Below are 23,203 nucleotides of genomic sequence, written 5' to 3'. Positions count from 1 at the left end.
ATGATTAATAATAGCAGCATGCAATAACAATAGGCTAGCAAATATTATTATGTAACTTAGGCCTTAAGTGAGTGTTAACTACATCCTTTTTTATAGGTTTACGTATTGCACTTGCTGGTTAATGCATTAACCAATTAATTAGAATTAAATACATGAAGGATAATTATACCGAACATTGTATTACGTGGTATAAATTTTTGTTGCGGCACATCTCAAAACGAATTGGTGAGCGAGAAGATTATTTAAAAGAGCTTGCAGAGCGTGTGGCTAGTATCAATCAGGAATATAAGGATGAAGCTGGTCCTTCTGAAGATGAAAGCTGTCAACGTATTCGCAAAGTATTAAGCAACAACTTTAGTAGTAAACCTAAAGCTGCTGATCTACAAATTCTTAGTGCAGACTTTTTTGGAGAAAAGGATTTCTTTTTAAGAAAACTGCCTGAAATTGAAGTGAAAGAGCAGCTTGCTCTTCGTTTTAGAATTGATGAAGCGGATAGTGGCTGGCTAAAATTCAGAAAGAGCTTTAAGATTGTCGCTTTCCATTTAAGCAAAATTCCTTTCTACATCGCTAACCTGTTTCGAAAAGATAAAAAGCCATTAAAATATTGGAGTCACGCAATTCCCGTCAAGCAATTAACAGAAGCGCATTTAATCAGGCCTTTTTACAAAGTTTGGCAGCAGATAGAGGATAAAACGAACAGACTGTTTATTGAAAAATTAGCAGAGCTTAAAGTACATCAGCAACTTGAGCCAAAAAAGCTTGAAGAAGATTTTGCTACGCTAAAGGCAGAGGCTACTGATATTATCCAGGATTGGTACGAGAATGCCAGTAATGAATTTCATAAGGCTTATGAACTGGTGGACACCATTGAGCATGATGACAAAAAGCTGAGGATGGCTTACCTTGAAAAGAAGGAAGAAGAGGCAATAGAAGACTGGGAAGAGCAGTTTGGAAAATGGGAAAATACCATCCATGCTAACTTTGAGGATTGGCGCTCAAAATTAGAGCTATCTGCTTTAAAAGCCCATCTTAACTACCACAAAGAGGAGCTAGAAAAGAATATCGAAGATTGGCAGAATAAAGTTGAAAAGAATTATCAACAGGAAATATCCTCATTTCTTCAACGATCACTCAAAAATTTTACAGAAGATGGGCACGACAGTGAAGCGCTTAAAAAGCTAATAGCACAATTGACCTATCAGTCTAAAAAAGACCTTAACATGGGACTTTTGTCAGGCTTTGAAACTAGCTTAAGCGAGAATAGTCTCCTCAACCAACTCGATAAATTTGAGCATAAAATAGAGGAAAGAATAAATAGTCTTGAGGCTGAATATGTAGTGGTTAAGTCAGGTGTTTATGATGAGCCTCTGCCGGATAGTGAATTGTCTAATATTTCAAATCACGAATTGCTATCCTTTGAGTTAGTACCGCTCATCAATGAAAAAATAGAAGACTTAAAAGGTACCATTTTCAGTAAAATGGATAAGCTACTGGTTGCAGCTGGTGATATTGACGAAATAGTTAACTATGTACTCAATACGGCTTCCAATGCTTTAAATGAAGAGCTTGATGCTGCTGATATACAGCATATATTAAAAGAAGGTTTTGAAAGAGCCATAAATGCCAATCAGGAAATTAAGGATCAGCTTGATCATTTAATAGATAATACCTTAAAGGAGCTTGATAGTATAGAAAACAGCCTTACCGTTGAAATTAATGAGCTTAACAATAAGGAAAATATTGCCGCCTTAAAACTTAGGATTAGCAAGGCCAAGGCCCTGCAAAAATCAGAAGCATTTAATAAGCAAATTAGGTCTACCGTATCAGATTATTGGGATAAAGTAAAAGCCTATGGCACTGTTCAATACAATTGGGCGATTAATCAGGTAGAGCAGATCAACAGGAAATTTTTCTCTATCAATGTTACCGATCAACCCAATAGAGAAGTTTCTGACTTTCTTAATATCGCTAAGAAAACTATAGATGGTTTACCACTTATCTATAAAAGACTATATGCCATTGAGCCTTTGGATGATACTGTGCTATTTGAAGGTAGAGAAAAGGAGTTGGAACGGTTTAATAGTGCCTATACAGCCTGGCAGGAAGGTCATTATGGTGATGTAATACTCACTGGAGAAAAGTGGAGTGGAATGACTTCATTAATCAACTATGTTTTAAAAACTGTTAAACTAAAGCACGCTTTTGTACGCTTATCATTTACAGGAAATCAGATAGACCGCAATGTGCTGATAGATAAGTTTGCTCAAACCTTAAAGCAGCCGGATATAGATTCAGCGGATAAATTAATTGCTTATTTAAATGGAGGCACTAAAAGAATCATCATAGTAGAAGATTTACAAAATCTGTACTTGAGAGTGATTGGTGGGCAAAAAGCACTTATTGAATTAATAGACATCATTGCGGCTACTCAAAAGAATATTTTTTGGATGGTTTCAGTTTCTTTGTATGCATATCGTTACTTAGAACGTACCCTCAAGATCAATGCATTCTTCAGTTACCCCATAGTGCTCGAGCAAATGGATGCTGATACCATCAGTAAACTGGTAATCAAAAGAAATAGAGTAAGTGGTTTCAAAATCAATTTTGAGGCACCAGCTGAATTGGCTGATGATAAAAAGTTTAAGAAACTCAATGATGAAGAAAAACAGGAATTTCTTAGAAGCAAATTCTTTAAAGAGCTCCATAGTTTCTCTAAAAGTAATGTAAGTATGGCGCTTATGTATTGGCTCTTGAGCACCAAGTCGGTTGATGGGCACAGCATCACCATTAAAAGTTTTGAGAAGCCTGATTTCAGTTTCCTTAATTCATTGCAGGCTGATAGGGTGTTTCTGCTTCACGCCCTTATTTTACACGATGGTTTAAACGTAATGCAAGCGGCCAGAGTGCTTAATATGAATGAGCAAAAAGTGCGCTTCATGATTATAGAAATGTTGGAAGATGGGGTTTTAATTGAGGAAGAAGATTTCTTTTTGGTAAACCCGATTATATTTCGAAATACAGTACAATTATTAAAAGTTAAAAATTTGATAAGCTAGTGAGCGCTTTAAAAAATATATTTAATTCATTATTCATCATCCTAATTCTGCTTTGTTCAGTAAGTGTTAGTCCACTCTATTCGCAGAATGATATTGTAAAGGAGATGGATAGTTTGGGAAAGGCTCTGGAGAATGATTCTCTAGCCCGTGCTGACAGTTCAATAGAAGTAAAGCCTATCGGTCAACCAAGAGTTTTGCCAGATTCAATAGCAAAGAGTTTAAACAAATCAACAAAGCTTCCGGCACCTCTAAAGAAGGATTCGACAAAATCAGCAGCTCAGAAAGATACTGTCCAAAATAAATCTGAAGAGCTACTCGGTAATAAAAATACCAAGAATAAAAGTGAAACTAAGTCTGATGAGGGAGACGATAAATTGGAAACTATAGCCAAGTTGATTTCTGGCGATAATATTTTCTATTCTATCGTTTTTCTAGTTTTTGGCTATTTTATTATCAGGTTATTAAGCTACCTGTTAAATGCGTTAGCTGAAAGAAGTCCTAATTATAGAATAACCTTTAAGGGAGCTATTCCAATCATTAAAATTGTTACGTGGAGTACCATTATTACGCTGATAATAGTGGTAGTTTTTAGACCATCTATCACAACAATGCTGGCTTTTTCAGCCTCAATAGGTGTAGCTGTTGGTTTCGCTTCTCAGGATATCCTCAAGAATATATTTGGTGGAATCGTTATTTTATTGGACAGACCATTTGTTAGCGGAGATAAAATAGAAGTAGATAAGTATTATGGCGAAGTAGTAGAAATTGGTCTCCGTTCCACCAGGATTGTCACTCCTGATGACTCCTTAGTATCTGTGCCAAACTCAGTCATGATGAGTGGTTCTGTTTCAAACAGTAATAGTGGAGAACTCAATTGTCAGGTAGTGGCAGAAATATTTCTTCCTAATGATACTGATACTACCAAAGTAAGGGCGATTGCCACAGAAGCAGCAGCTACCTCAAAGTATGTTTATCTCAATAAACCGATAGTGGTATTATTCTTTCATGAAATTAATCAATCAGGTTCTTATTTGAAAATGAAGCTAAAGGCTTATGTGATGGATACACGCGATGAGTTTAAATTTAAAAGTGAAATGACGGAATTAGTTATTAATGAGCTGGTTAAAGAAGGCCTGCTTAAATAAGCAAAACCTACGAATTCTGGATTTCAATTATTATCAAACTGCTGTTTGAATAATTTTCAATATTAGTCTAAGTTTATGCTATGTATTTATTTGGAGCAAGCGGACATGCCAAGGTCATCGTAGATATACTTTCCTCTCAGGGAATTAAGGTAAAAGCTTTTTTCGATGAAGATGAGAGCAAAAAATCTCTTTGGGATATACCTGTTATAGGAAAAACCAAGGATTTCTCTAATGATGGTACCGATTGCATTATATCAATAGGTGTTAATAAAACCAGAAAGAAAGTAGTAGAGGCTATTGAGGCTAATTTTGGTCGTGCCATTCATGCAACATCAGTTTTGGGTTCTAATGTTCAAATTGGAGAGGGTACAGTTCTCATGCCTAGAACAGTGATTAATGCCGATACAATAATAGGAGAGCATGTAATTATTAATACTTCCGCCAGTGTAGATCATGATTGTGAGATAGGTGATTTTGCTCATATTGCACCAAATGTTGGAGTATGTGGTGGCGTATCTGTAGGAGAGGGTACTTTAATTGGAGCTGGAGCAACGGTAATTCCTTTAGTAAATATTGGTAAGTGGTGCGTTATTGGTGCCGGAGCTGTGATTACGCAGGATGTTCCTGATTATTCTGTAGTGGTGGGAAACCCAGGGAAAATTGTTAAAAGTGTTGAAGCATGACTGACGTGGCGATTATAGGAGCAGGAGGGTTTGGTAGAGAGGTTAATCTTATTTTGCAACAGCTTATTAAAAAACAATATCATTATCGCTTCTTAGGATATTTTGATGATGAAGATAAATCTAAGGAACTAGATAAGCTTTACTTGGGTACAATTAGTCACTTAAATAGCTATAATGAGAATATTAGTGTGGTAGTGGCGATTGGTAATGGTCAAGTAAGAAAAGTCATAGTTGATCAAATAGTTAACCCAAAAGTTAGCTTTTTAAGCTTGGTTTCTCCTTATGCAATTTTTAATGATTTGCTAGATGTTGGTGAAGGAAGCATTATTTGTGCCGGAGCAAACTTTACAACCAATATCAAGGTAGGCAAATTTACTGTTGTCAATCTTAATGCTACCATTGGTCATGACTGTCAGCTTGACGATTATAGTTCTGTAATGCCAGGAGCCAATTTATCAGGAAATGTGCATTTGAAGGAAGGTGCTTTTGTAGGGAGCGGTGCTAACATTTTAAATGGCATTATACTGGAGAAACAAAGTGTATTAGGATCAGGCGCTGTACTCACCTCAGATTTATCAGCTGGTAAAACGGCTGTTGGTGTTCCCGCAAAAGAGATTGATTCATGAGTTTGTTTGCCGATTTTAAACCCTCAATTTTATTCCTTGGGAAGTTTCTGGGGCTCTACATAATCTTGAATGTACTTTACGGCTTTTATCTTGATGCTTACTCTGAAAAAGCAGATTGGATGACACAATTTGTGACCGAGCAAACGGCCGATGTGCTGTCTCTTTATAATGAAAACATCACTACTGGTCCCAAAGAAGATTTAAAGAGTGTCTATATTTTTAAAGATGAACGAGCTGTTCTTTCTGTTTATGAAGGTTGTAATGGTCTAAACGTTATGATTATATTCATAGCCTTTGTTTTTGCCTACAGTAGACCTTCAATGAAAATGCTATGGTTTGTTCCAGTAGGATTAATAGTAGTTCATTTATTTAATCTCTTAAGGATAGATCTTTTGTATCATGTCACCTTATCACTGCCAAAGCTGCTTTATTTTTCTCACAAATTTCTGTTTACTGCATTTATATACATAGCGGTTTTTGGTTTATGGGCATTATGGATATTTAAAATAGATGCTAAAAAGTAATCAATTACAACCAGACAGATCAAAACGATTAGCGTTAATTGTCTTCTGCTTTATATGTCTGGGGCTCGTATTCATTTTTCAGAAGTTTGACTACAGCCAACTAATACTAAACGAAGCATCCTTCAAAACACGCTTTATTTTCAATAGGAGTTTGCGCTTTTTAATGAATGACAACCTCATGTTGTTGTTGATATATGCATTATTTTATCAGCGAAAGTATGTGCGCTTCGGACTTATAGTAGAACTCTTCGGATTACTATTTTTATTGATACCCTATTTCATTTTGAGATTTTCTGTTACCATGGATCACATGTATATCTCATTTCTCCACAGGCTTATTGTAAATCCAACGCTTATGGTTTTGCTAATCCCAGCTATTTACATTCAAGAGAACAAGGTCAATACAGGAAAATAGATAAGAGCTATCTACCTTTTAGTTGATGTAAAATCTCTTCCAATCCATTGGTTTTGATTACCCAAAGTGTTTCCAATTGCATGCCCAATTTTCCTGCAGGAAAACCATCTTTACGCTTAAACCATTCAAGGTAGGAAACAGGAAGATTACAAAGTAAAATGCCCTTATATTTTCCAAAGGGCATTTTAACTCTTACTAAGTCTTTTAGAATTTCAGGATTTAATCCTTCCATTTATTTCTTAAATGTATCTGCTACTATTAAATCTTTAGTACCATGGCCATATGAATAAAAACCTTCACCTGATTTAATACCCATTTTACCAGCTTGCACCATGTTAATCAATAAAGGACATGGTCTGTATTTAGGGTCACCTAATCCATCATGTAGTACGTTTAGAATGCTCAGGCAAACATCTAGTCCAATAAAATCAGCTAGTTGTAATGGCCCCATAGGGTGCGCCATACCTAACTTCATAATTGAATCAATTTCTTTAACACCAGCTACGCCTTCAAATAAGCTAAAAATAGCTTCATTGATCATTGGCATTAAAATTCTATTAGCAATAAAACCAGGATAATCATTAGTCATTTCTGGTATCTTGCCCAAGCTTTTTGAAAGCTCCATAATTTGATCAGTTACTTCATCAGAAGTGCTATAGCCCCTGATTACCTCAACTAACTTCATCACTGGAACAGGATTCATAAAATGCATGCCAATCACTTTATCTGGTCTGTTCGTAACAGCAGCAATTTTAGTAATGCTAATTGAGCTGGTATTAGAAGCCAGAATGGTGTTATCGTTACAAACCTGATCAAGTTCTTTGAAGATGTTCAGCTTTAAATCAACATTTTCAGTTGCTGCTTCTACCACTAATTCCGCATTTGCTGCACCTTCTTTAACAGAAGTATAGGTGGTAATATTTTTTAGAGTGTCCGCCTTTTTGGCTTCGTCAATAATTTCTTTCTTTACTTGCCTGTCAAGGTTTTTTTCTATGGTTTGAAGGGCTTTGTCTAATGCTTCTTGCTTGATGTCAATTAGGGAAACCTTAAAATCATTTTGAGCAAAAACATGTGCAATGCCATTACCCATAGTTCCGGAACCTATTACTGCAATATTTTTCATATTAATATAGTTTGACTTTTAATTTTTCAACAAATATAGAAACTAAACAGGGCTTGCCTAACACTTGTTTGGAAGAATTAGCCATCATGAAATGAAAAGCTCTGTCTGCTCCATGACAGTTGATATGACTCATGCCGTGCTACATTGAAGTATGATAAAAAGAACCTTAATACTTATCAGCCTTTTTAGTAGCCTTCCATTAGGCTTGCTTGCTCAGGAAAACCTGCAGACTTATACACCCTCAATATTATTTGACAGGGGCGAATGGGAGTTTAAAAGTTTTCAGAATCTATATACCCAAACAAAGGCCTTTGGAGAAAGACCTTTAAATAAAGAGCCTATTAATGGTGGTAGACAAACCTATTTTACATCTATTAATCAATTTTTGTATGGTGTGAATGACCAGCTTAATTTAGGACTGGATGTTTGGGTGAAGCAGGTTAATTATGAAGATGAGAATTTAAATAACAGAACAGCAATTACTGGTTTTGGGCCTAAAATTAAAATAGCACCTTTTAAGAACCTGAAACGGCTTTCCATTCAATCTACTTTTCTTTGGCCACTAGAACAGGATTTAGAAGCACCTCTTCCTGATGAGGGTGGTCCTTACCCTTTTTTAGAAACTGATAAAAGTCTGTGGTTGACTCAGTTCTACTATGATAAACCAATTAGCAATAAACTTCAATTGTTCTTTCAACAAGCTTTCTGGATGAATTTTGTGCGTGACTCTTTCCGAGAGAATAACTTCCTGCAAACGCAGACAAGTGGCTTTTTGAGTTATTTCCCTACCACCAGGTGGACTTTATACGGTATGGTTGAATATTTTCCTACACACTATAATGATCAGGGACAAAGCTTTGAGGCTTTTAATAATTACTTTGTTCAAAGTGGGCTCGGAGCCAAATATCAATTAATGCCACAATTTGTTGAGCTGGAGTTATTATATACTTCATTTTGGGCTGGGAGTGAAGGAGCCGGTGCAGGAAATACATTTAATCTTGGGATAAGACTGATAAGACAGTAGTTTTAGTATATGTTTCGACTTGTCTTATTGGTTGGCTACCTAATTGTGAGCTTTGAATCTCTTGCTCAAGACAAGATTATTGCCATTCAATTTAAGGGCATTGACAAAACTAAAGAGGTTTATATCAACAAATTTATTGATACCCAAATAGGAGATGAGCCTGATACTGCTAAGATACATAGAGAGATTAACAGGCTAACTAACCTTGAAATGTTTGGTGATGTGAGTTATCAACTAGATGTTACTGATGAAGGTCTTGTTTTAACTTACGTGTTCAAAGAACTTTTCACACTGTTACCAATTGTGAACTTTGGAAGTTTGACCAATAACTTTTGGTTCCAGCTTGGTACCTCGGACGTTAATCTACTAGGAATGGGACATAAGTTTTATGCTTACTATCAGTATTATGATAGGAGTAGCGTAGCCGTACATTTAAATTTGATAAGAATAAAATGTACACAATGGGATGTGAACTTTAATTATATCAAGTGGAGCACTTTAGAACCATTGTTTTTCGATGCTGGTGAAGTATTCTATAATTATGACAATTATACTTATGGAGCAGATTTAGTACATCATTTTAATTTTAATAACAGCTTATTATTTGGTGGAGCTTTTTTTACTGAGGAGTATACAGCAACATCTACTTTAGTGGAAGGTGCTCCTAGCTATGCCTTTGAGAAAAAAATGCTTTTAAAATTGATATTTAAACATCAACAGATAAAGCAGCATTATTTTCAATTATGGGGTTATACCAATCAGCTAACGTTACAACATGTGAGGTCATTTTCTGATTATCCCTTGTTTTTTATCGGCTATAATGACTTTAAGTATTATAAGAAAATAAGAGAAAAGGGAAACTTGGCAGTTCGCCTTCGCCTGGGTCTTTCTTCAAATAACAACAGCCCCTTTGCACCATTTGTATTGGATAGCTACTTAAATATTAGAGGCGTTGGTAATAGAGTAGACCGTGGGACTGGTACCTTAGTATTGAATGCAGAATACAGACATAGCCTATTGAACAAGCAAAAACTAGCACTTCAGTTGGTTGCTTTTATGGATACAGGGACATGGCGTACACCAGGCGGTGGCTTTGATGACTTTATGATGTATGAAAACCAGGAATACTTTGGAGGATTAGGAATTAGATTCATCCATAAAAAGATACATAATGCCATTTTACGAATTGACTACGGAGCTGATTTCAAGGGTGCTTCAGGTAGCAATGGAATTGTGATAGGTCTTGGTCAGTATTTCTGATTAATCGTTTCAAAGGTACATTTTATCTAAAGTAACTTTTCAAGAATATAATTTTTTTCTAAATTCTTGTAAAATTTCTAGTTATGATAATATATGATAAACCTCATGCTTCAATAGATTACAATCCTGATACGAAAATTGGTTTTGTAGTTTGGAAGAGCAATTGCACTATGGATCAGTACAGAGATGTTTTTGAAAACATGCTCGCTTATGCAAAGACTCATTTAATGAAATACGTATTATCCGATACCACTAATCAAGGTGTTGTATCTCCAGAAAATAGAAAATGGTTCGAGAAAGAAATGATTCCCGCGGCTATAGAAGTTGGTCTGGAGAAAGTAGCTATTATCACGGATGCCAACGTTTTTAAAAGATACTACCTTAATATGCTATTGAGTGCTGTGAATAAATTTGGTGTGCCATTTAAAATATTTGGTAACGAGGGCCAGGCGAAAGCTTTCTTACTTGAAGAGGAAACGTTAGCTGCGGAGTAACTCTTTTGATGATTTTATTTTCAAACATCATCAGTAAGATGGTGTTTGGTTTTAATGTCAGACAAAAGAGCGGTTAAAAATGCTAAGCCTAGCCATTTCAGAAACCACATTTTTGAGAAAACCTTTAAGTCTCAATATAATGAGGCACAAGTGTGGGATTGGCTAAATGATCCCAAAACTTTTACCAAATCACAGATTTTCCCTTACCGGGTTGAGTTTCTTTTAAAGCCTGAAGAAAGTAGTGCTTTTTCAAAAGGTGTGCTCAATATACATCATGGTCCTTTACTTTCTTTAGCTGGAGAAATAGGAGAAGTCAATGCCCATTATCGAGACCTCCAGTACTTCTATGGAAGTTATGCTATCAGTTTCCGATTAATTCGTCCTTATCGCCTGGAGTTTAGTAGTGCACCAACAGAAAAAGGAACGCATTTTACTGTTAAGCTGAGCTCATTTGTACAACCTTCAATATATGGCATGTGGAGTTGGTCACAGGGCTTGTTTTGGTCGCGCTTTGGTAATTGGATGGACAGGTCGATTAAAAAGAGAATTAAATGAGTAGTAATTATATTAAATCTGAAGATAGCTTACCAGAGATCAAGAGAACCGTATTCGATTTATTAAAAAGGGCAGCGGCTGATAATAGGTCAGCTATGCACTTTGTTACGCTTGCAACTATTAAAAATGATACGCCAAATTTAAGGACCGTTGTGTTAAGGAACTTTAATGAGAATGATCAAGCTGCTATTATTTATACCGATGAGCGGTCGAGCAAAGTCCATGAATTAAAAGAAAACAAGAACGCTACCATTCTAGCTTACGATAAAGGGCACAAAATCCAGCTAAAATTAATTGGTGAGGCGCATGTACATCATCAGAATGATCTGGCGCTAAGTCATTGGCTGAATTTGAAAGGGGGCAAGGAAGCCTATAACACTACGAAAGCACCGGGAAGTGAAGTTAAAAGTTTAGAGAGAGCTCATACTTTCAAAAAAGAATTTGATGAGGAACACTTTGCTGTGATAGAATTTAACATAAAAGTAATAGCGGTACTTCAACTCAATGGAAGTGAGCATATTAGAGTGTGTATTGATTTAAAAAATAACAAGAGCAGTTGGTTAGTGCCATGATATTTTCAGAGTGTTAAGCAAAATATTAAATATGATTTAATATTTTGCTTAAAAAACCTAATGGCATCCTTAGAATTCAACCAAAACGAAATTACAATTCCTTTTCTTGAAAGCTGTAGACATATAACTGATGAATTAGCTGACAACGTTATAAAACAGGTGATAGATAGCGGTAATGCCGAGCATCTCAATGCTGTTTTCGTAACTCTTGTAAGTAATCACACTTTTAATGAACAAACTTTCAAACAGTTTGAAGGTGAGTTAAAATTAACCCTAGACAAATACTTTATTGATTCAGCTCAACTACCTGATTGGTATGATGCCGATAAGATCAAAGTTGGTGAGCAGGTGTTTGCCGAGTTTGGTCCAGAAATATTCATGTTGCTGAACGTAAGTTCCTTGCCCATGTGTTATACCTGCGCAAAAGGTGCTCAAGTACTTTTTGATACAGGCCGTTTGATGACCCATTATAAAGACATGGATCCTTTAGTCAGAAGATTAATGGAAACAGGCCAAATGATCTTTAATGTGATGAGCCCCGGAGGACTCTCAGCTGACGGAACTGGTTTGGTGACCATTCAGAAAGTAAGATTAATTCATGCCTCCATTAGATATTATCTCAAATATCAGGCTAGTAAAAACGGTTTCCAATGGGATGCCCATGATCTGGGAGAGCCGATAAATCAGGAAGACCTGGCCGGTACCTTAATGTCATTTGCACCAGTAATATTAAAAGGGCTTGAGCGACTGGATATAAATCTATCCGAAAACCAAATAGAAGGCTATTTACACTGCTGGCAGGTAGTTGGTCATTTGATGGGAATAAAGGAAGCCTTAATTCCTGACACTTATGAGAATGCTTTTGACTTAGCCAATAAAATACTCAAGCATCAAGCAGATACTTCTGAATCTGGCATTGCATTAACAGCATCCTGTATCAATTTTATTAATCATACCATGCCGGGTAATATTTTTAGAGGTGTACCGGAATATATGATACAGTATTTTCTTCAGGATTTTGAACAGGGTAGTGGTAAGCCATTGGCTCAATATATCGGTTTAAAAGATGGAGATAATAAAAAGGATGATGTAGCCTTAAGGCTTACTAAATTCTTCACAAAAGATATTAGTAAGCTTGAGCATCATAAATTCATTCAGGAGATAAGTGGTGTATTTAATAAAGTGCTTTTAAAAAGTATAATACATCATTTTAATGAGAATAAGTCAGTTCATTTTTATATACCACCATCATTAACCCAAAACTGGAACCTCAACCAAAACTTTTAATCTATGGAAACTATCAACGGCTTAAATAAGCAGAGTACACGAGTTATTCTTTCAACCGCTTTTATTCTTGTGCTATGGTCCTTGGGTAGCTCAATTACTACGGCAGGGCCTTGGAGTGCAAGTGTTATTACCTTTTTGCTATACACTTTCTATTGGTTTTATGCTGTTAAGTTTAAAAATCAACTGATTCTGAGACTTGCAATTATCGGTACCATTGCAGGTTTTATGGAATTGATAGCCGACTATTATTTGGTAAGTGTTATCAATAGTTTGGTTTATCCTGCCAAAGAAGCCATGATTTGGGATTCACCTGCTTATATGCCTTTCGCATGGTCCAACATTATTCTTCAGTTGAGCTTTATTGGGGTATTGTTAACGCAGAAGTTTAAAGTTTTAAAAGCTTCTATCATCTTATGTATTGCAGGTGGAATGTATATCCCATTATACGAACATTTAGCCAATAATGCTGGCTGGTGGTTTTATCATCCAAATACTTTGATGGTGTTTAATGCACCTGTATATATTATTATTTCCGAAGCTCTTATTTCGTTGTCATTACCCATGCTTATACGTTTATCTGAACATAATAAGATTGGTAAATCAATTGGTTTGGGCATTTTAGAAGGTTTTTGGATTGTTGTGAGTGCCATGCTAGGCTGGAAGCTTGTTTTGATCATGTAGTAGGAAATATCGCTTTGTATAATTAAATTGTTAACCGAACGAACTGTTAGGCTGGTCTGACTAAAACCAGCCGTAAACGAAAAGCATATTTAAACTTGAACCAGAATTATAATTACATCATTGTAAAGCATATTTTTAATGTTGCATGGTACTTAATGGTTTAATAGATTTTTTTATTCACCCTGATCGGTTCAAGTCTGATGATGAGTTGAGAAAGGCACGCCTCTTAGTAAGAGGATCACTTTTAACTTCACTATTTTCTAACTCCTACTTATGGCTTAGTTTCTACTTCTCCTTTCAAATGGGCATTTATATGATGCTCATGAATGTTGTGGGTTTTCTTTTGTTACCATTTTTGGTAAAGACCAAAATCCCTATTATTGGGATAGGTAATATCTACGTTTTGATAGGTGCCATTGCGGTAACAACATTGGCTTATTATTCAGGAGGTACTGAATCTGCCTTGTATCCATGGATTGTCTCCATACCAGTATTAGCGCTTCTTATTGTAAACAGAACTTCAGCAGTATTTTGGGGAGCAATAAGCTTCACCACAATGGTTTTTATTGGCTTTCTTGCTATTAAAGAGTATCCCTTTCCTGAAGCTTATGACAAATCTTTAAGGTCTGAGTGGTTTACCGCTATAGTTCCTGGCTTGTTGTTGATTATTCTTTTTATTGCTATGGTTTTTGAATTTACGCAGCAAAAGGCGCTACAACGAGTAGCTAATCAAAATGCCGAATTATTGCAACAACAGGCAGTCATTAGTGAGCAAAAGGAAGAATTAAAAAGTTTAATAGAAGAGAAGGACTATATAATACGCATATTATCACACGATTTAAGAGGGCCATTGGGTAATATCAAAGGACTTATTCGAATGATGGATATGGAAACTGATGCAGAACGGAAAGATGAATGTAAAGAGTTGATTTTACAAACTTCGCTCAATGCTGAAAATCTGGTCAACAGAGTGCTTGAAATGGATAGAAGTGAACAAGAGAGTGATAAAGTAGATTTTAAGAAGATTGATTTATTACCCTTATTAGATGAATTGATTAATAAAATGCAGGGTTTGGCTAGCAAAAAGTCTATCAAGATTAATCTGCTATGCTACACTGATAAAACAACTGTTGTAGTTGATAAGACTTATGTTAACCTAATATTCGAGAATCTTTTATCTAATGCAATAAAGTTTTCACAACCGCAAAAGAATGTAACGGTGACGTTAAATTCAAAGAATGACTATATTCAAATTTCTGTTGCAGATCAAGGCCCAGGTATTCATCCGGAAGAGGAAGATCACCTTTTCAAAAAGTTTTCCAAGTTAAGTACAAGACCTACTGCTGGTGAAAGCTCAACTGGTTTAGGCTTATCCTTGGTAAAGCGTTATGTGGAAACTAATAATGGTACTGTACGATATGACAGAGAAGCATCAACTAAAGGAGCAACTTTTGTAGTTGAATTGCCGCTGAGTAACTAACCTTTTATTGAATTGGAATCTTTATAATAAATGTAGTACCACTTTTTCCATCACTGATACATTCAATATCATAGTTTAGTACATTAAGATATCTTTTGACAATTGACAAACCAAGGCCAGTAGATTTCTCGTCTGCAGTAGGTTTTGCACTTAGCTGTGTATAGCTGTCAAACATATTTCTTTGTTCCTCTTTACTTATTCCGGGTCCATCGTCACTTACATGAATTTGATGGTGAAGTTTGGTGCTATCTAGCACAACTCTAATTCTGCTCTCCATTGGAGAGTATTTTAGTGCATTTGATAGAAGGTTTTCAATGATCTCTGTAAGTAATAATGGATCGGTCTGTATTTGGGCGGTCTGCCTGGCTTCAAAATCAATTTGAATGGCCTTTTTTGATGCCTTGGTGTCAAATCCATTAACGAGTTTGGCTGTAAATGACTTCAAGTCAATTGGTTGAAGTTTAACTTTGATTTCCTTGTTTTCTGCCGCACTTATATCGAGTATCCTATCAATCATTTCTATCGAACGCTTCGCAGAATCCTCAATTTTAGAAAGATATTGGTTTAGTAAAGCCTCTGAATCAGATTCCAATCTCATTAATTCTAGTAAGCCTTGTATTTGATTTATAGGACTTTTAAGATCATGAGCGACAATGCCAATAATAGTATTTTTTTCTTCATTGATTTGTTTAAGATCCTTATTGGCTAAGTTCAGCTGATTACTTTGTTCCTCAAGTAAATTCGCTCTATTCTGTAATAGCTCACTTTGATGAGAGATTTCTTCTATTTGTTCATTAATCTGAGCATTTTGTAAGGTAATTTCTTCATTCTGTTTGTTCAACAGCTTGTTATATTTTGTCCGGATATAATAGAGTCTTAATAGTACGAGCATTATCAAAAGAAGTGCGATTGCTACAATGATGAACAATAAATTTCTTCTCTTTTCTTCTGCCAGACTTTCATTATAAGTTATATCGCGTAGTTCCTGATCGTGCTGAAATTTCTGCCTTTCCTTTTCAATAAGGTATTCAGCTTCAAGCTGGGCTATTTTTCTAGTGTTTTCAGCATTAAAAAGTTCATCTTCCAGTTGATCAGCAATTTCAAGATAATAGAGAGCCTTTTCGCGCTCACCTAATTTTTTATAGAGTTCATATAATAAATTAGAGGCCTGTTCCTGCTGGCTTTTATATCCTTCTTTATTAGCAATAAGGTGTGCCTTCTCAAGCATTTCTACGGCTCTATTTCTCTGAATTGTTTTGATAAGGTATTTGCTGAACTGTATGTAGCTCGAGACAATTAAACCAAGTGTTTTGCAGCTTTCTGCAGTTTCAACCGCCTTGTTTAAATATTGATAAGCCGAATCTAGTCGTTCCTGAAGCAAATAGATTTCGCCAAGATTTCTAATTTGGTTTATAGCACGGCATTTAGAACCTACCTGATTACTCAAGTTTATGGAAGATTTATATTTATAAATGGCCTCTGCCGTATCACTGTTTTCAAGATAGAGGCCAGCTAATTGCCCTAATGATTCAGCATATCCTTGTTTATTTCCAGTAAGGCTGTCAATAGCAACCGTTCTTTCCATGTATTGTAGGGCTTTCTTTATATCACCTTGTTTTTTAAAAAGGTTAGCGAGATTGTAACTTGCGCTGGCAATGCCCATTTTATGATCTTGTTGCTCGAAAACCAGTAAAGATTCCTGAAAATTCTTGAGGGCATCAATATAGTTTCCCTGACTCTCATAAATGGAACCAATATTCAAATAAGCGCCTGCTACATCTGCTTCTCTTCCATTAATATTTCTAAATAATTTAGCGCTTTCTTCATAATAGAATCTGGCACTATCATAATTGGATTTTCTATAATGAGCAATACCTAGTGTATTGTAAGCGTCTGCCAGGTTAGTGCTTAGATTATTCTTTTTAGCCGTAATGGCTGCTCTATTTGCCAGTACGATTGCCGTATCATAATTACCTTCTCTCAAATAGCTCAATCCTATATTTCGGATGGCTTGAACCTGACCTTTTAGGTAATCAATTGATTTTGAATAGGAGAGGCTTTGTTGCGCATAATGCTTTGCAGAGTCTATTGATACATTGCGGTAAACAAAAGCAATATCCAACAATAACTCAGCCCTAACTGTATCCGTAATTTTATTATTGCGTAATTCAGCTTTCAGGCTATCCAGTTGATATAATTGCTGGTTTTGGCCGGATAAATCTGCTGTATTAAAATTGAAGAAAAATAGGCCTGTAATAATTAATTTACTATATCTCAAAAGATTAGTTTTTTGATTACTTTACCAACTAATGATAATAAACACAAATTTTAGTCAAAAGTCCATTAAAACCTATTCTAAAGCCTACCTTTTTACTAATACTTTATCTAAGCTTAAAGCTAATCATTTCATACTTCAGTACAATGCTGATAGCTTTAAACACTAATGATTCTTTAGTTTAATGCACTAATTATTTTTATTTTACACTGAATATCAAGTTTTTATGTATATTTGCTTAATCTTTTAATTTAAGTAAGAGATGTTGAGTGGATCAACCTTAACTATAGAACCATGAAAGTATTGAAGATATCCGCTATTTCAACCTTATTATTATCACTTTATTTTACCCCACTTTACGGTCAGGAGATTATTAAAAATAATCTGTCGGATTCTATAAATACATCTTATGTTGAAACCAAACCAATGATTTCAGCAGATGGGAATACCCTATTTTTTGCAAGACAAAACACCCCGGAGAACATCAATGGGAGATATGATGAACAGGATATTTATTACAGTAAGTACGGCAAAAGAGGCTGGTCGAAATCCGTAAACATAGGTGAACCACTCAATAATGAAATGCCAAACGGTGTTGTTTCAATATCTCCGAATGGTGAATCTCTTTACCTGCTAAATGCTTATGTGGACAATAAAAAGACAGATGGTGTGGCTGTTAGTCATCGAACAGATAGTGGTTGGAGTGTACCACAGATTCTACCTATTCAAGATTTTCATAACCATAGTGATTTTATTGATTACTTTTTTAGTAGTAACGGTCAAGAATTACTTATTGCAGTAGAGCGTGATGATAGCTTTGGCGATCAGGACTTGTATGTAAGTAGAAAGCTGAAAGATAATAGTTGGTCAAAACCCATTAATCTGGGTCAACAGATTAATACAAAGCACCCAGAGTTCTCTCCTTTTTTAGCCGCAGATAATAAGACCTTATTTTTTGCATCAATGGGGCATGAAAACTACGGTGGGGCAGATATTTTTTATTCTAAAAGACTAGATTCAACCTGGACAAATTGGTCCAAACCAGAAAACCTTGGTCCTGATGTAAATACAGAATCTTTCGAAGCATATTATACCATACCTGCTAATGGAACTATTGGATATTATGTGAGCGATAAAAATGGAAGAGATGATAGCCGAGATATATTTTCGATAACCATTCCTTATCAGTTTAGGCCAGATCCTGTTATTTTACTCACAGGTGAGTTTTTGCTTGCTAATAATGAGGATGACAGCATTGACTATCATGTCAATTTTTTAACAACAAGTGCGAGTGAATCGGAGATATTTGTAGAATACGAGTCCAATAGCTTCAATGCCATACTACCTACAGGTGGATCATATTTCTTCTATGTAAATAAATCAGGGCACATTAGTGAGAGTCATTATATCGATTTAGAAAAGCAAACTACTTATAAAGAAGAAACTGCTGATATACATACAGTTCCAATAAGAAAAGATGAGAAATTTACCAGCCATAACATTCAATTTGAGTATAAAACAGATGAGTTTGTAAGCTCTACTTATTTTGAACTGGTAAGACTGTTGGAAATCTTTCAACAAAATGAAGGTCTGCAAATTGAGATAGTAGGACATGCACATGACTATGAAGATAGTGTGGCTAATATGGAATTATCTTTGAGCAGGATAATGAAGATAAAGGACTTTTACGTAGAACAGGGCTTTAATCCGCAACGATTGTTGTTAAGGCCTGAAGGAAGCAATGCTGAAAATGCTGACAATTATAAAAAGCATGTCAATTCAGCTTTTAACATAAACAATAGAATTGATTTCTTGATCAAACGAACTGACTGGAAAGAATTGCAAGTTGTGGCTGCTGCAAACGAATCTGCTTCCGATTCATTGATAAACCAGTCAACACTTTTAAGTAAGAAAAAAACATTTAAAATTCACTTCGACTTTGATAGTTATGCAATCAATGAAGATCAAGAATTATTAATTGAGATAGCCAAACTGATTAAGGATGAAGAGATCGATAAAGTTGATTTAATAGGCTATACCTGTAGTATAGGAGATGAAACTTATAATAAGTATTTAGCGGAACAAAGAGCAAAAGCAGTAAAGCAGTGGATGAAAGAACACGGTTTGCATGCAGAGCATGTAGAAATAATAGCAGAGGGTGAAGCTAATCCGATTGCAGACAATGATAAGATAGAAAAACGCGCATTAAATAGGAGAGTTGAACTAACATTGAGTTTTCATCATAAAAGTGCGTTAAAGGCTGCTTCTAATTAAGATACGAGATTTGTTTAATCTCAATTGATCTTTTTTCTTTACCCAATTTTAAAACGGCTTTATCATTCTTTTTCTTGCCGATGATAGTTTTAGCAATAGGTGAAAAGAAGGCTATTTTCCCATCTTTTACATTGGACTCATCAGCTCCTACTATTTGAAAGGTACTTATCTTATTGTCAATAGAAAGCTCAACTGTAGCACCAAAACGAATTTCATTTTGCGGCTGATCATCCGGCAGGATTACCCTCGCACTGTTAATTCGTTGTTCCAATAGAGTTAACTTACCATTTACTATGGCTAACTCATGACGTCTTATTTTCTCATCTTCTAACGCTTGAATTTTTTCTCTTTGATCGATTAATGAATCTTTCTCATTGTATAATTGACTCATCCCGTTAGGTGTTACATAATTGACAACACTGTTAGGCAAAGCTGCTCTTGGTGGAACAAATGGAGCTTCTTCCTGATCATCTTCTTTTACAAATGCTCTACTCATAAGTTAATTACAGTTATTTCCACATTATGTTCAGAGAGATAAGAAACTTTTTGTTAGCTCAGGCAACCTTTTTTACCTGAGTTGCGCCCTTCTAATAAACAGAAACTTTAACTTTAGAATTATGCGTATCTACAGAGTAACATTACTATTAATTTGCATGATTGCGGCACTTTGGTCATGCGATCAACTTGGAGAGGATGTTCTTCCGAAAAGTACACTTGATGAACATTCGGTAATTAACAATAGTGAAATATTTGCCATAAAAGGGGAACCTATGGTGATAAATGTTTTAGGTGATCCTTTAGAAAATGCATCTATCTCACTTAATCACCAAAGTGATAAATCAGAAGTAAGCTGGTTAAAAAATCAGTTAGTTAAATATACTGCTAATGAAAGTGCAAGTGGTAAGGATTACATCATATTTGAGGTAAGCACCCCAAGTCAGAGTTTTACGGATTCTATTATTGTAAATATTGGTGACTCTAGTCAATTTGAAACTGATTCCTGTATGCCTTATGCTAAGAATGACGTCCTCTACATTGAGGGGAGTTTATCAGCCGAAGTTGGTGTATTGGCTAATGATATACTGTGTCAATATACACTGGATAAACTCAATATTATTGGTGCTCCAAACTTTGGAACAGCAACTATAACTGCAAATAATGCTATAAGCTACACCCTCGAGGATACCGCTAATTTTATCAGTGACAGTATCGTTTATGAAGCCAAATTGATTGGCCCTGCAGATGAAGCCACAGCGATATATGGATTTCTCGAGGTGTTTATGACTTCTGATCAAGATACTTGCTATATAGAGGCGTATTCTGGCTTTGATGCTATACCACTTGATTCGGTGCTGTATATTGATGTTACAGCTACTGATAGCATTTGTAACAACGCTGTAAGCCAAATTAATTACGGACAAATTTCATTGGGTGTTATTGAAGCAATTAATAATAATGTAGCCAAGTTTACCCCATCAATTGAAGGAATCGATTCACTTTGGTATGAAGTAACTCTAGCTAATGGGCGGTCTTACACTGGCAGTCATGTTATTGAAGTTATGGCACCGGCAAACGATAGTAGTTGTAACGTGCTTTCTCTTTCAGATGATTTCTTCACTTTAAATATAGACTCTACCGCTGTACTTGATATGGATATTTTAAGCAATGATGTATACTGTGGCTTACCCGGACAATTTAGCATTTCGATACCAGACTCAATGAACCTATCATTTGGGCAAGCTCAAATAAAAAATGAAGCTGGTTACCTTTATGTGAGATACTTAGCTGATAGCGCTGCATGGCAAAACGATGTTGCAGAGCAATTTAGCTACTTGGTGTGTGAAGGAAACGAATGTGACACGGCACAGATAACGATTCAAAAACCTTAAAACTAATATTTTAAAGTATCAACCTTAAAAGGAAGGGAGTTAAAGCTCCCTTCTTATTGTATTTAATGAGTCTGGAGGCTTTAATAAAGAAATGTAAAAAGAATAATAGGAGAGCACAAGAAGCTCTTTATAAGGAATGCTATAAGCAAGTAATGGGTATCTGTATGCGCTATTGTGCTAATAAGGAGGAAGCTGAGGATTGTTTTCAGGAAGCTTTCATTAAAATATTTAACCAAATCAATAAGCTCAGAGATCATAAGTCCTTTTGGTTATGGATGAAGCGAATTACCATACACACTTGCATAGATGGGCATAGGAAGAAGGTTATTGTTCAAGATAATGTAGAAGCTGAATATGAGCTTGCTAATGATCATTATGAGCAGTTGTTTGACAAAATGGAAACTGAAGAAATCATTCAAGTTATAAATCTTTTACCTGATGGGTATAAGGTGGTTTTTAACATGTATGTAATTGAAGGTTATGCACACAAAGAAATAGCAGAAATGCTCAATATAGCTGTAGGTACTTCAAAATCTCAGTTGAATAAGGCTAAAGCTTTGCTAAATAAACTATTGTTAAAAGATAGGGAGCATCTAATTTACGAGAAAGCTGATGGAAAATAAAGATTGGAAAAATAGAGTGGCCAATTATGAGGCTAATGCTGATGCTTCATTGTGGACTAGCATTGGTGCTAAACTACCAAATGGATCTGGTAACTGGAAATATGGAGTACTGCTGCTGTTACTATTTCTAGGAGCTGGTAGCACCTACTATTTTAATTCAAATAACAGCGATGACTTAAAAACCACTACAGAAATTCAAAGCCTTTCAAATGAGCTTAATAACAGGGTTAATTCTACCAGCCAATTACAAGTAGCAGTTAAAGATAACATTGAGTTTGATCAAGCAAATTCAAACATTAGCATTGCTAGTGCTGAAGATAATATGAGTGAAAATGCAAGCCATTCTAAAAAGAAAACATTTAGCTCATTTTATAATAGTAAGTTCATTAATTCTACTGAATACGCTAAAGAGGCTATTGGCTCATCATTTAAAGATGAGCCTGTTTGGAACACTTTAGTAGGACGACAATTTATACCATTACAAGATTCCATTTACTTTAATAAAAGAATAAATACTGTCGCACTACCCAAATTGATAAAAGAGCCTATAGTAAAACCAAAGAAGCAATTTTACAATGCATATTTCTCATTTCAAGGTTTTAGTTCGTATCACAAAATTAATCCTAACCTCATGGATGATCATGTAATTGAATATGTTCAGAGCGATGCACTTAGTTGGGATAGGGTAGGTTTTAGAACATCTTTTGGTTTTGAAAAGAGCTTGAAGGACAGGTGGAAATTATATGCAGGTCTCTCTTTGGTGCGACAGTCTCAAAAAATCAAGGTAGGTTACTATAATGCACAATCTGATTCTATTAATGTTACGCAGTCAGACAATGGTTTGACATTAGCCACTTATAAAGAGACCATAATTGAGTCCTTTAAAATTACCAACTTCTCTACGGGCCTTCAATTAGGAGTAAAGTATAAAGTGCTTGAAAGAAGACCATTAAGCCAATGGATTGATTTTCAGTTGGAAGGACATTATCAGCTTGGTGATAAGCAATTTTACGGAAATCAAATGTATTACTTCAATATGAGCTATAATAATTATTTTAGGATGAACACTAAGCTTCAGTTTAGGATAGCTCCAGTTATTAGCTATACATTTAACAACTATAATGGAAATGGCGAGCAGCTTTTCAGTCTTAAACCATATAGCCTTGGAATTGATATAGGCTTGGTGTTTACTTTTTAGTTATCGTGAGTTGTTCATC

General features: G+C 35.4%; 22 protein-coding genes. 18 read left to right on the top strand and 4 right to left on the bottom strand.

The features are described 5' to 3' along the window. The first annotated feature begins 152 nt into the window (after positions 1-152). The 6 genes from JKP34_RS11550 to JKP34_RS11525 all read left to right on the top strand — a co-directional run bounded on the left by JKP34_RS11550 (position 153) and on the right by JKP34_RS11525 (position 6,449). Positions 153-3,056: an ATP-binding protein gene (locus tag JKP34_RS11550; RefSeq protein ID WP_201921347.1), complete on the top strand. Its 2,904-nt coding sequence runs from the start codon at positions 153-155 to the stop codon at positions 3,054-3,056. Beyond that, positions 3,056-4,201 carry a mechanosensitive ion channel family protein gene (locus JKP34_RS11545; RefSeq protein ID WP_317193687.1) on the top strand — a complete coding sequence of 382 codons (1,146 nt, stop codon included), beginning with the start codon at positions 3,056-3,058 and terminating at the stop codon, positions 4,199-4,201. The genes JKP34_RS11550 and JKP34_RS11545 overlap by 1 nt, the downstream gene beginning before the upstream one ends. A gap of 80 nt (positions 4,202-4,281) precedes the next feature. Further along, a complete protein-coding gene (locus tag JKP34_RS11540; protein ID WP_201921344.1) occupies positions 4,282-4,884 on the top strand; it encodes an acetyltransferase in 603 nt (200 codons plus the stop codon). Next, a complete protein-coding gene (locus JKP34_RS11535; protein ID WP_201921342.1) occupies positions 4,881-5,510 on the top strand; it encodes an acetyltransferase in 630 nt (209 codons plus the stop codon). The genes JKP34_RS11540 and JKP34_RS11535 overlap by 4 nt, the downstream gene beginning before the upstream one ends. Further along, on the top strand, positions 5,507-6,034 hold the full coding sequence (xrtF, locus tag JKP34_RS11530; protein ID WP_201921339.1) for an exosortase family protein XrtF: 528 nt from the start codon (positions 5,507-5,509) through the stop codon (positions 6,032-6,034). The genes JKP34_RS11535 and xrtF overlap by 4 nt, the downstream gene beginning before the upstream one ends. Continuing rightward, positions 6,021-6,449, top strand: a complete 429-nt coding sequence (locus JKP34_RS11525) for a hypothetical protein (protein ID WP_201921335.1) — start codon at positions 6,021-6,023, stop codon at positions 6,447-6,449. Before xrtF ends, JKP34_RS11525 begins: the two co-directional genes overlap by 14 nt. Positions 6,450-6,456: 7 nt before the next feature. Here JKP34_RS11525 and JKP34_RS11520 read toward each other — a convergent pair whose 3' ends face one another. Together JKP34_RS11520 and JKP34_RS11515 are read right to left on the bottom strand one after the other, a co-directional pair. Beyond that, positions 6,457-6,681 carry a DUF3820 family protein gene (locus JKP34_RS11520; protein WP_201921332.1) on the bottom strand — a complete coding sequence of 75 codons (225 nt, stop codon included), beginning with the start codon at positions 6,679-6,681 and terminating at the stop codon, positions 6,457-6,459. Next, a complete protein-coding gene (locus tag JKP34_RS11515) occupies positions 6,682-7,572 on the bottom strand; it encodes a 3-hydroxyacyl-CoA dehydrogenase family protein (protein WP_201921328.1) in 891 nt (296 codons plus the stop codon). Positions 7,573-7,723: 151 nt separating this feature from the next. On the opposite strand from JKP34_RS11515, the gene JKP34_RS11510 reads away from it, so the two are divergent. The 8 genes from JKP34_RS11510 to JKP34_RS11475 all read left to right on the top strand — a co-directional run bounded on the left by JKP34_RS11510 (position 7,724) and on the right by JKP34_RS11475 (position 14,925). Then, positions 7,724-8,596, top strand: coding sequence for a hypothetical protein (locus tag JKP34_RS11510; RefSeq protein ID WP_201921324.1), 873 nt, complete (start codon positions 7,724-7,726; stop codon positions 8,594-8,596). A 9-nt stretch (positions 8,597-8,605) separates the two neighbouring features. Continuing rightward, positions 8,606-9,856: a BamA/TamA family outer membrane protein gene (locus JKP34_RS11505; protein ID WP_201921321.1), complete on the top strand. Its 1,251-nt coding sequence runs from the start codon at positions 8,606-8,608 to the stop codon at positions 9,854-9,856. An 83-nt stretch (positions 9,857-9,939) separates the two neighbouring features. Beyond that, on the top strand, positions 9,940-10,350 hold the full coding sequence (locus JKP34_RS11500; protein WP_201921318.1) for a hypothetical protein: 411 nt from the start codon (positions 9,940-9,942) through the stop codon (positions 10,348-10,350). Between the two features lie 54 nt (positions 10,351-10,404). Further along, positions 10,405-10,905, top strand: coding sequence for a hypothetical protein (locus JKP34_RS11495; RefSeq protein WP_201921316.1), 501 nt, complete (start codon positions 10,405-10,407; stop codon positions 10,903-10,905). Continuing rightward, positions 10,902-11,477, top strand: a complete 576-nt coding sequence (locus JKP34_RS11490; RefSeq protein WP_201921313.1) for a pyridoxamine 5'-phosphate oxidase family protein — start codon at positions 10,902-10,904, stop codon at positions 11,475-11,477. Before JKP34_RS11495 ends, JKP34_RS11490 begins: the two co-directional genes overlap by 4 nt. A 60-nt stretch (positions 11,478-11,537) precedes the next feature. Continuing rightward, positions 11,538-12,764 (top strand): oxygenase MpaB family protein, encoded by a 1,227-nt coding sequence (locus JKP34_RS11485; protein WP_201921312.1) that lies wholly within the window; start codon positions 11,538-11,540, stop codon positions 12,762-12,764. 3 nt (positions 12,765-12,767) lie between these two features. After that, a complete protein-coding gene (locus JKP34_RS11480; protein ID WP_201921309.1) occupies positions 12,768-13,445 on the top strand; it encodes a DUF6989 domain-containing protein in 678 nt (225 codons plus the stop codon). A 145-nt stretch (positions 13,446-13,590) separates the two neighbouring features. Next, positions 13,591-14,925, top strand: a complete 1,335-nt coding sequence (locus JKP34_RS11475; RefSeq protein WP_201921307.1) for a sensor histidine kinase — start codon at positions 13,591-13,593, stop codon at positions 14,923-14,925. A 4-nt stretch (positions 14,926-14,929) separates the two neighbouring features. Here the strand turns inward: JKP34_RS11475 and JKP34_RS11470 are convergent, their stop codons facing one another. After that, positions 14,930-17,203 (bottom strand): tetratricopeptide repeat protein, encoded by a 2,274-nt coding sequence (locus JKP34_RS11470; RefSeq protein ID WP_201921305.1) that lies wholly within the window; start codon positions 17,201-17,203, stop codon positions 14,930-14,932. A 291-nt stretch (positions 17,204-17,494) separates the two neighbouring features. Here JKP34_RS11470 and JKP34_RS11465 point away from each other — a divergent pair, with 291 nt between their 5' ends. Then, positions 17,495-19,474, top strand: coding sequence for an OmpA family protein (locus JKP34_RS11465; protein WP_201921304.1), 1,980 nt, complete (start codon positions 17,495-17,497; stop codon positions 19,472-19,474). Here JKP34_RS11465 and JKP34_RS11460 read toward each other — a convergent pair. Next, positions 19,467-19,970: a GreA/GreB family elongation factor gene (locus JKP34_RS11460; RefSeq protein ID WP_201921303.1), complete on the bottom strand. Its 504-nt coding sequence runs from the start codon at positions 19,968-19,970 to the stop codon at positions 19,467-19,469. The two genes, JKP34_RS11465 and JKP34_RS11460, sit on opposite strands and share 8 nt — an antisense overlap. A gap of 121 nt (positions 19,971-20,091) precedes the next feature. On the opposite strand from JKP34_RS11460, the gene JKP34_RS11455 reads away from it, so the two are divergent. From JKP34_RS11455 to JKP34_RS11445, 3 genes are all read left to right on the top strand, one after another. Continuing rightward, complete coding sequence (locus tag JKP34_RS11455) at positions 20,092-21,363, top strand: hypothetical protein (protein WP_201921302.1); 1,272 nt, start codon at positions 20,092-20,094, stop codon at positions 21,361-21,363. A gap of 65 nt (positions 21,364-21,428) precedes the next feature. After that, positions 21,429-21,986, top strand: coding sequence for an RNA polymerase sigma factor (locus tag JKP34_RS11450; RefSeq protein WP_201921301.1), 558 nt, complete (start codon positions 21,429-21,431; stop codon positions 21,984-21,986). Continuing rightward, positions 21,976-23,184, top strand: a complete 1,209-nt coding sequence (locus JKP34_RS11445) for a hypothetical protein (protein ID WP_201921299.1) — start codon at positions 21,976-21,978, stop codon at positions 23,182-23,184. Before JKP34_RS11450 ends, JKP34_RS11445 begins: the two co-directional genes overlap by 11 nt. Positions 23,185-23,203 lie beyond the last annotated feature (19 nt).

Source organism: Marivirga atlantica (assembly GCF_016734805.1).
Classification (GTDB): Bacteria; Bacteroidota; Bacteroidia; order Cytophagales; family Cyclobacteriaceae; genus Marivirga; species Marivirga atlantica.
The sequence above is the reverse complement of the archived record's forward strand: the minus strand, read 5'-3'. Positions and strand labels throughout refer to the sequence as shown.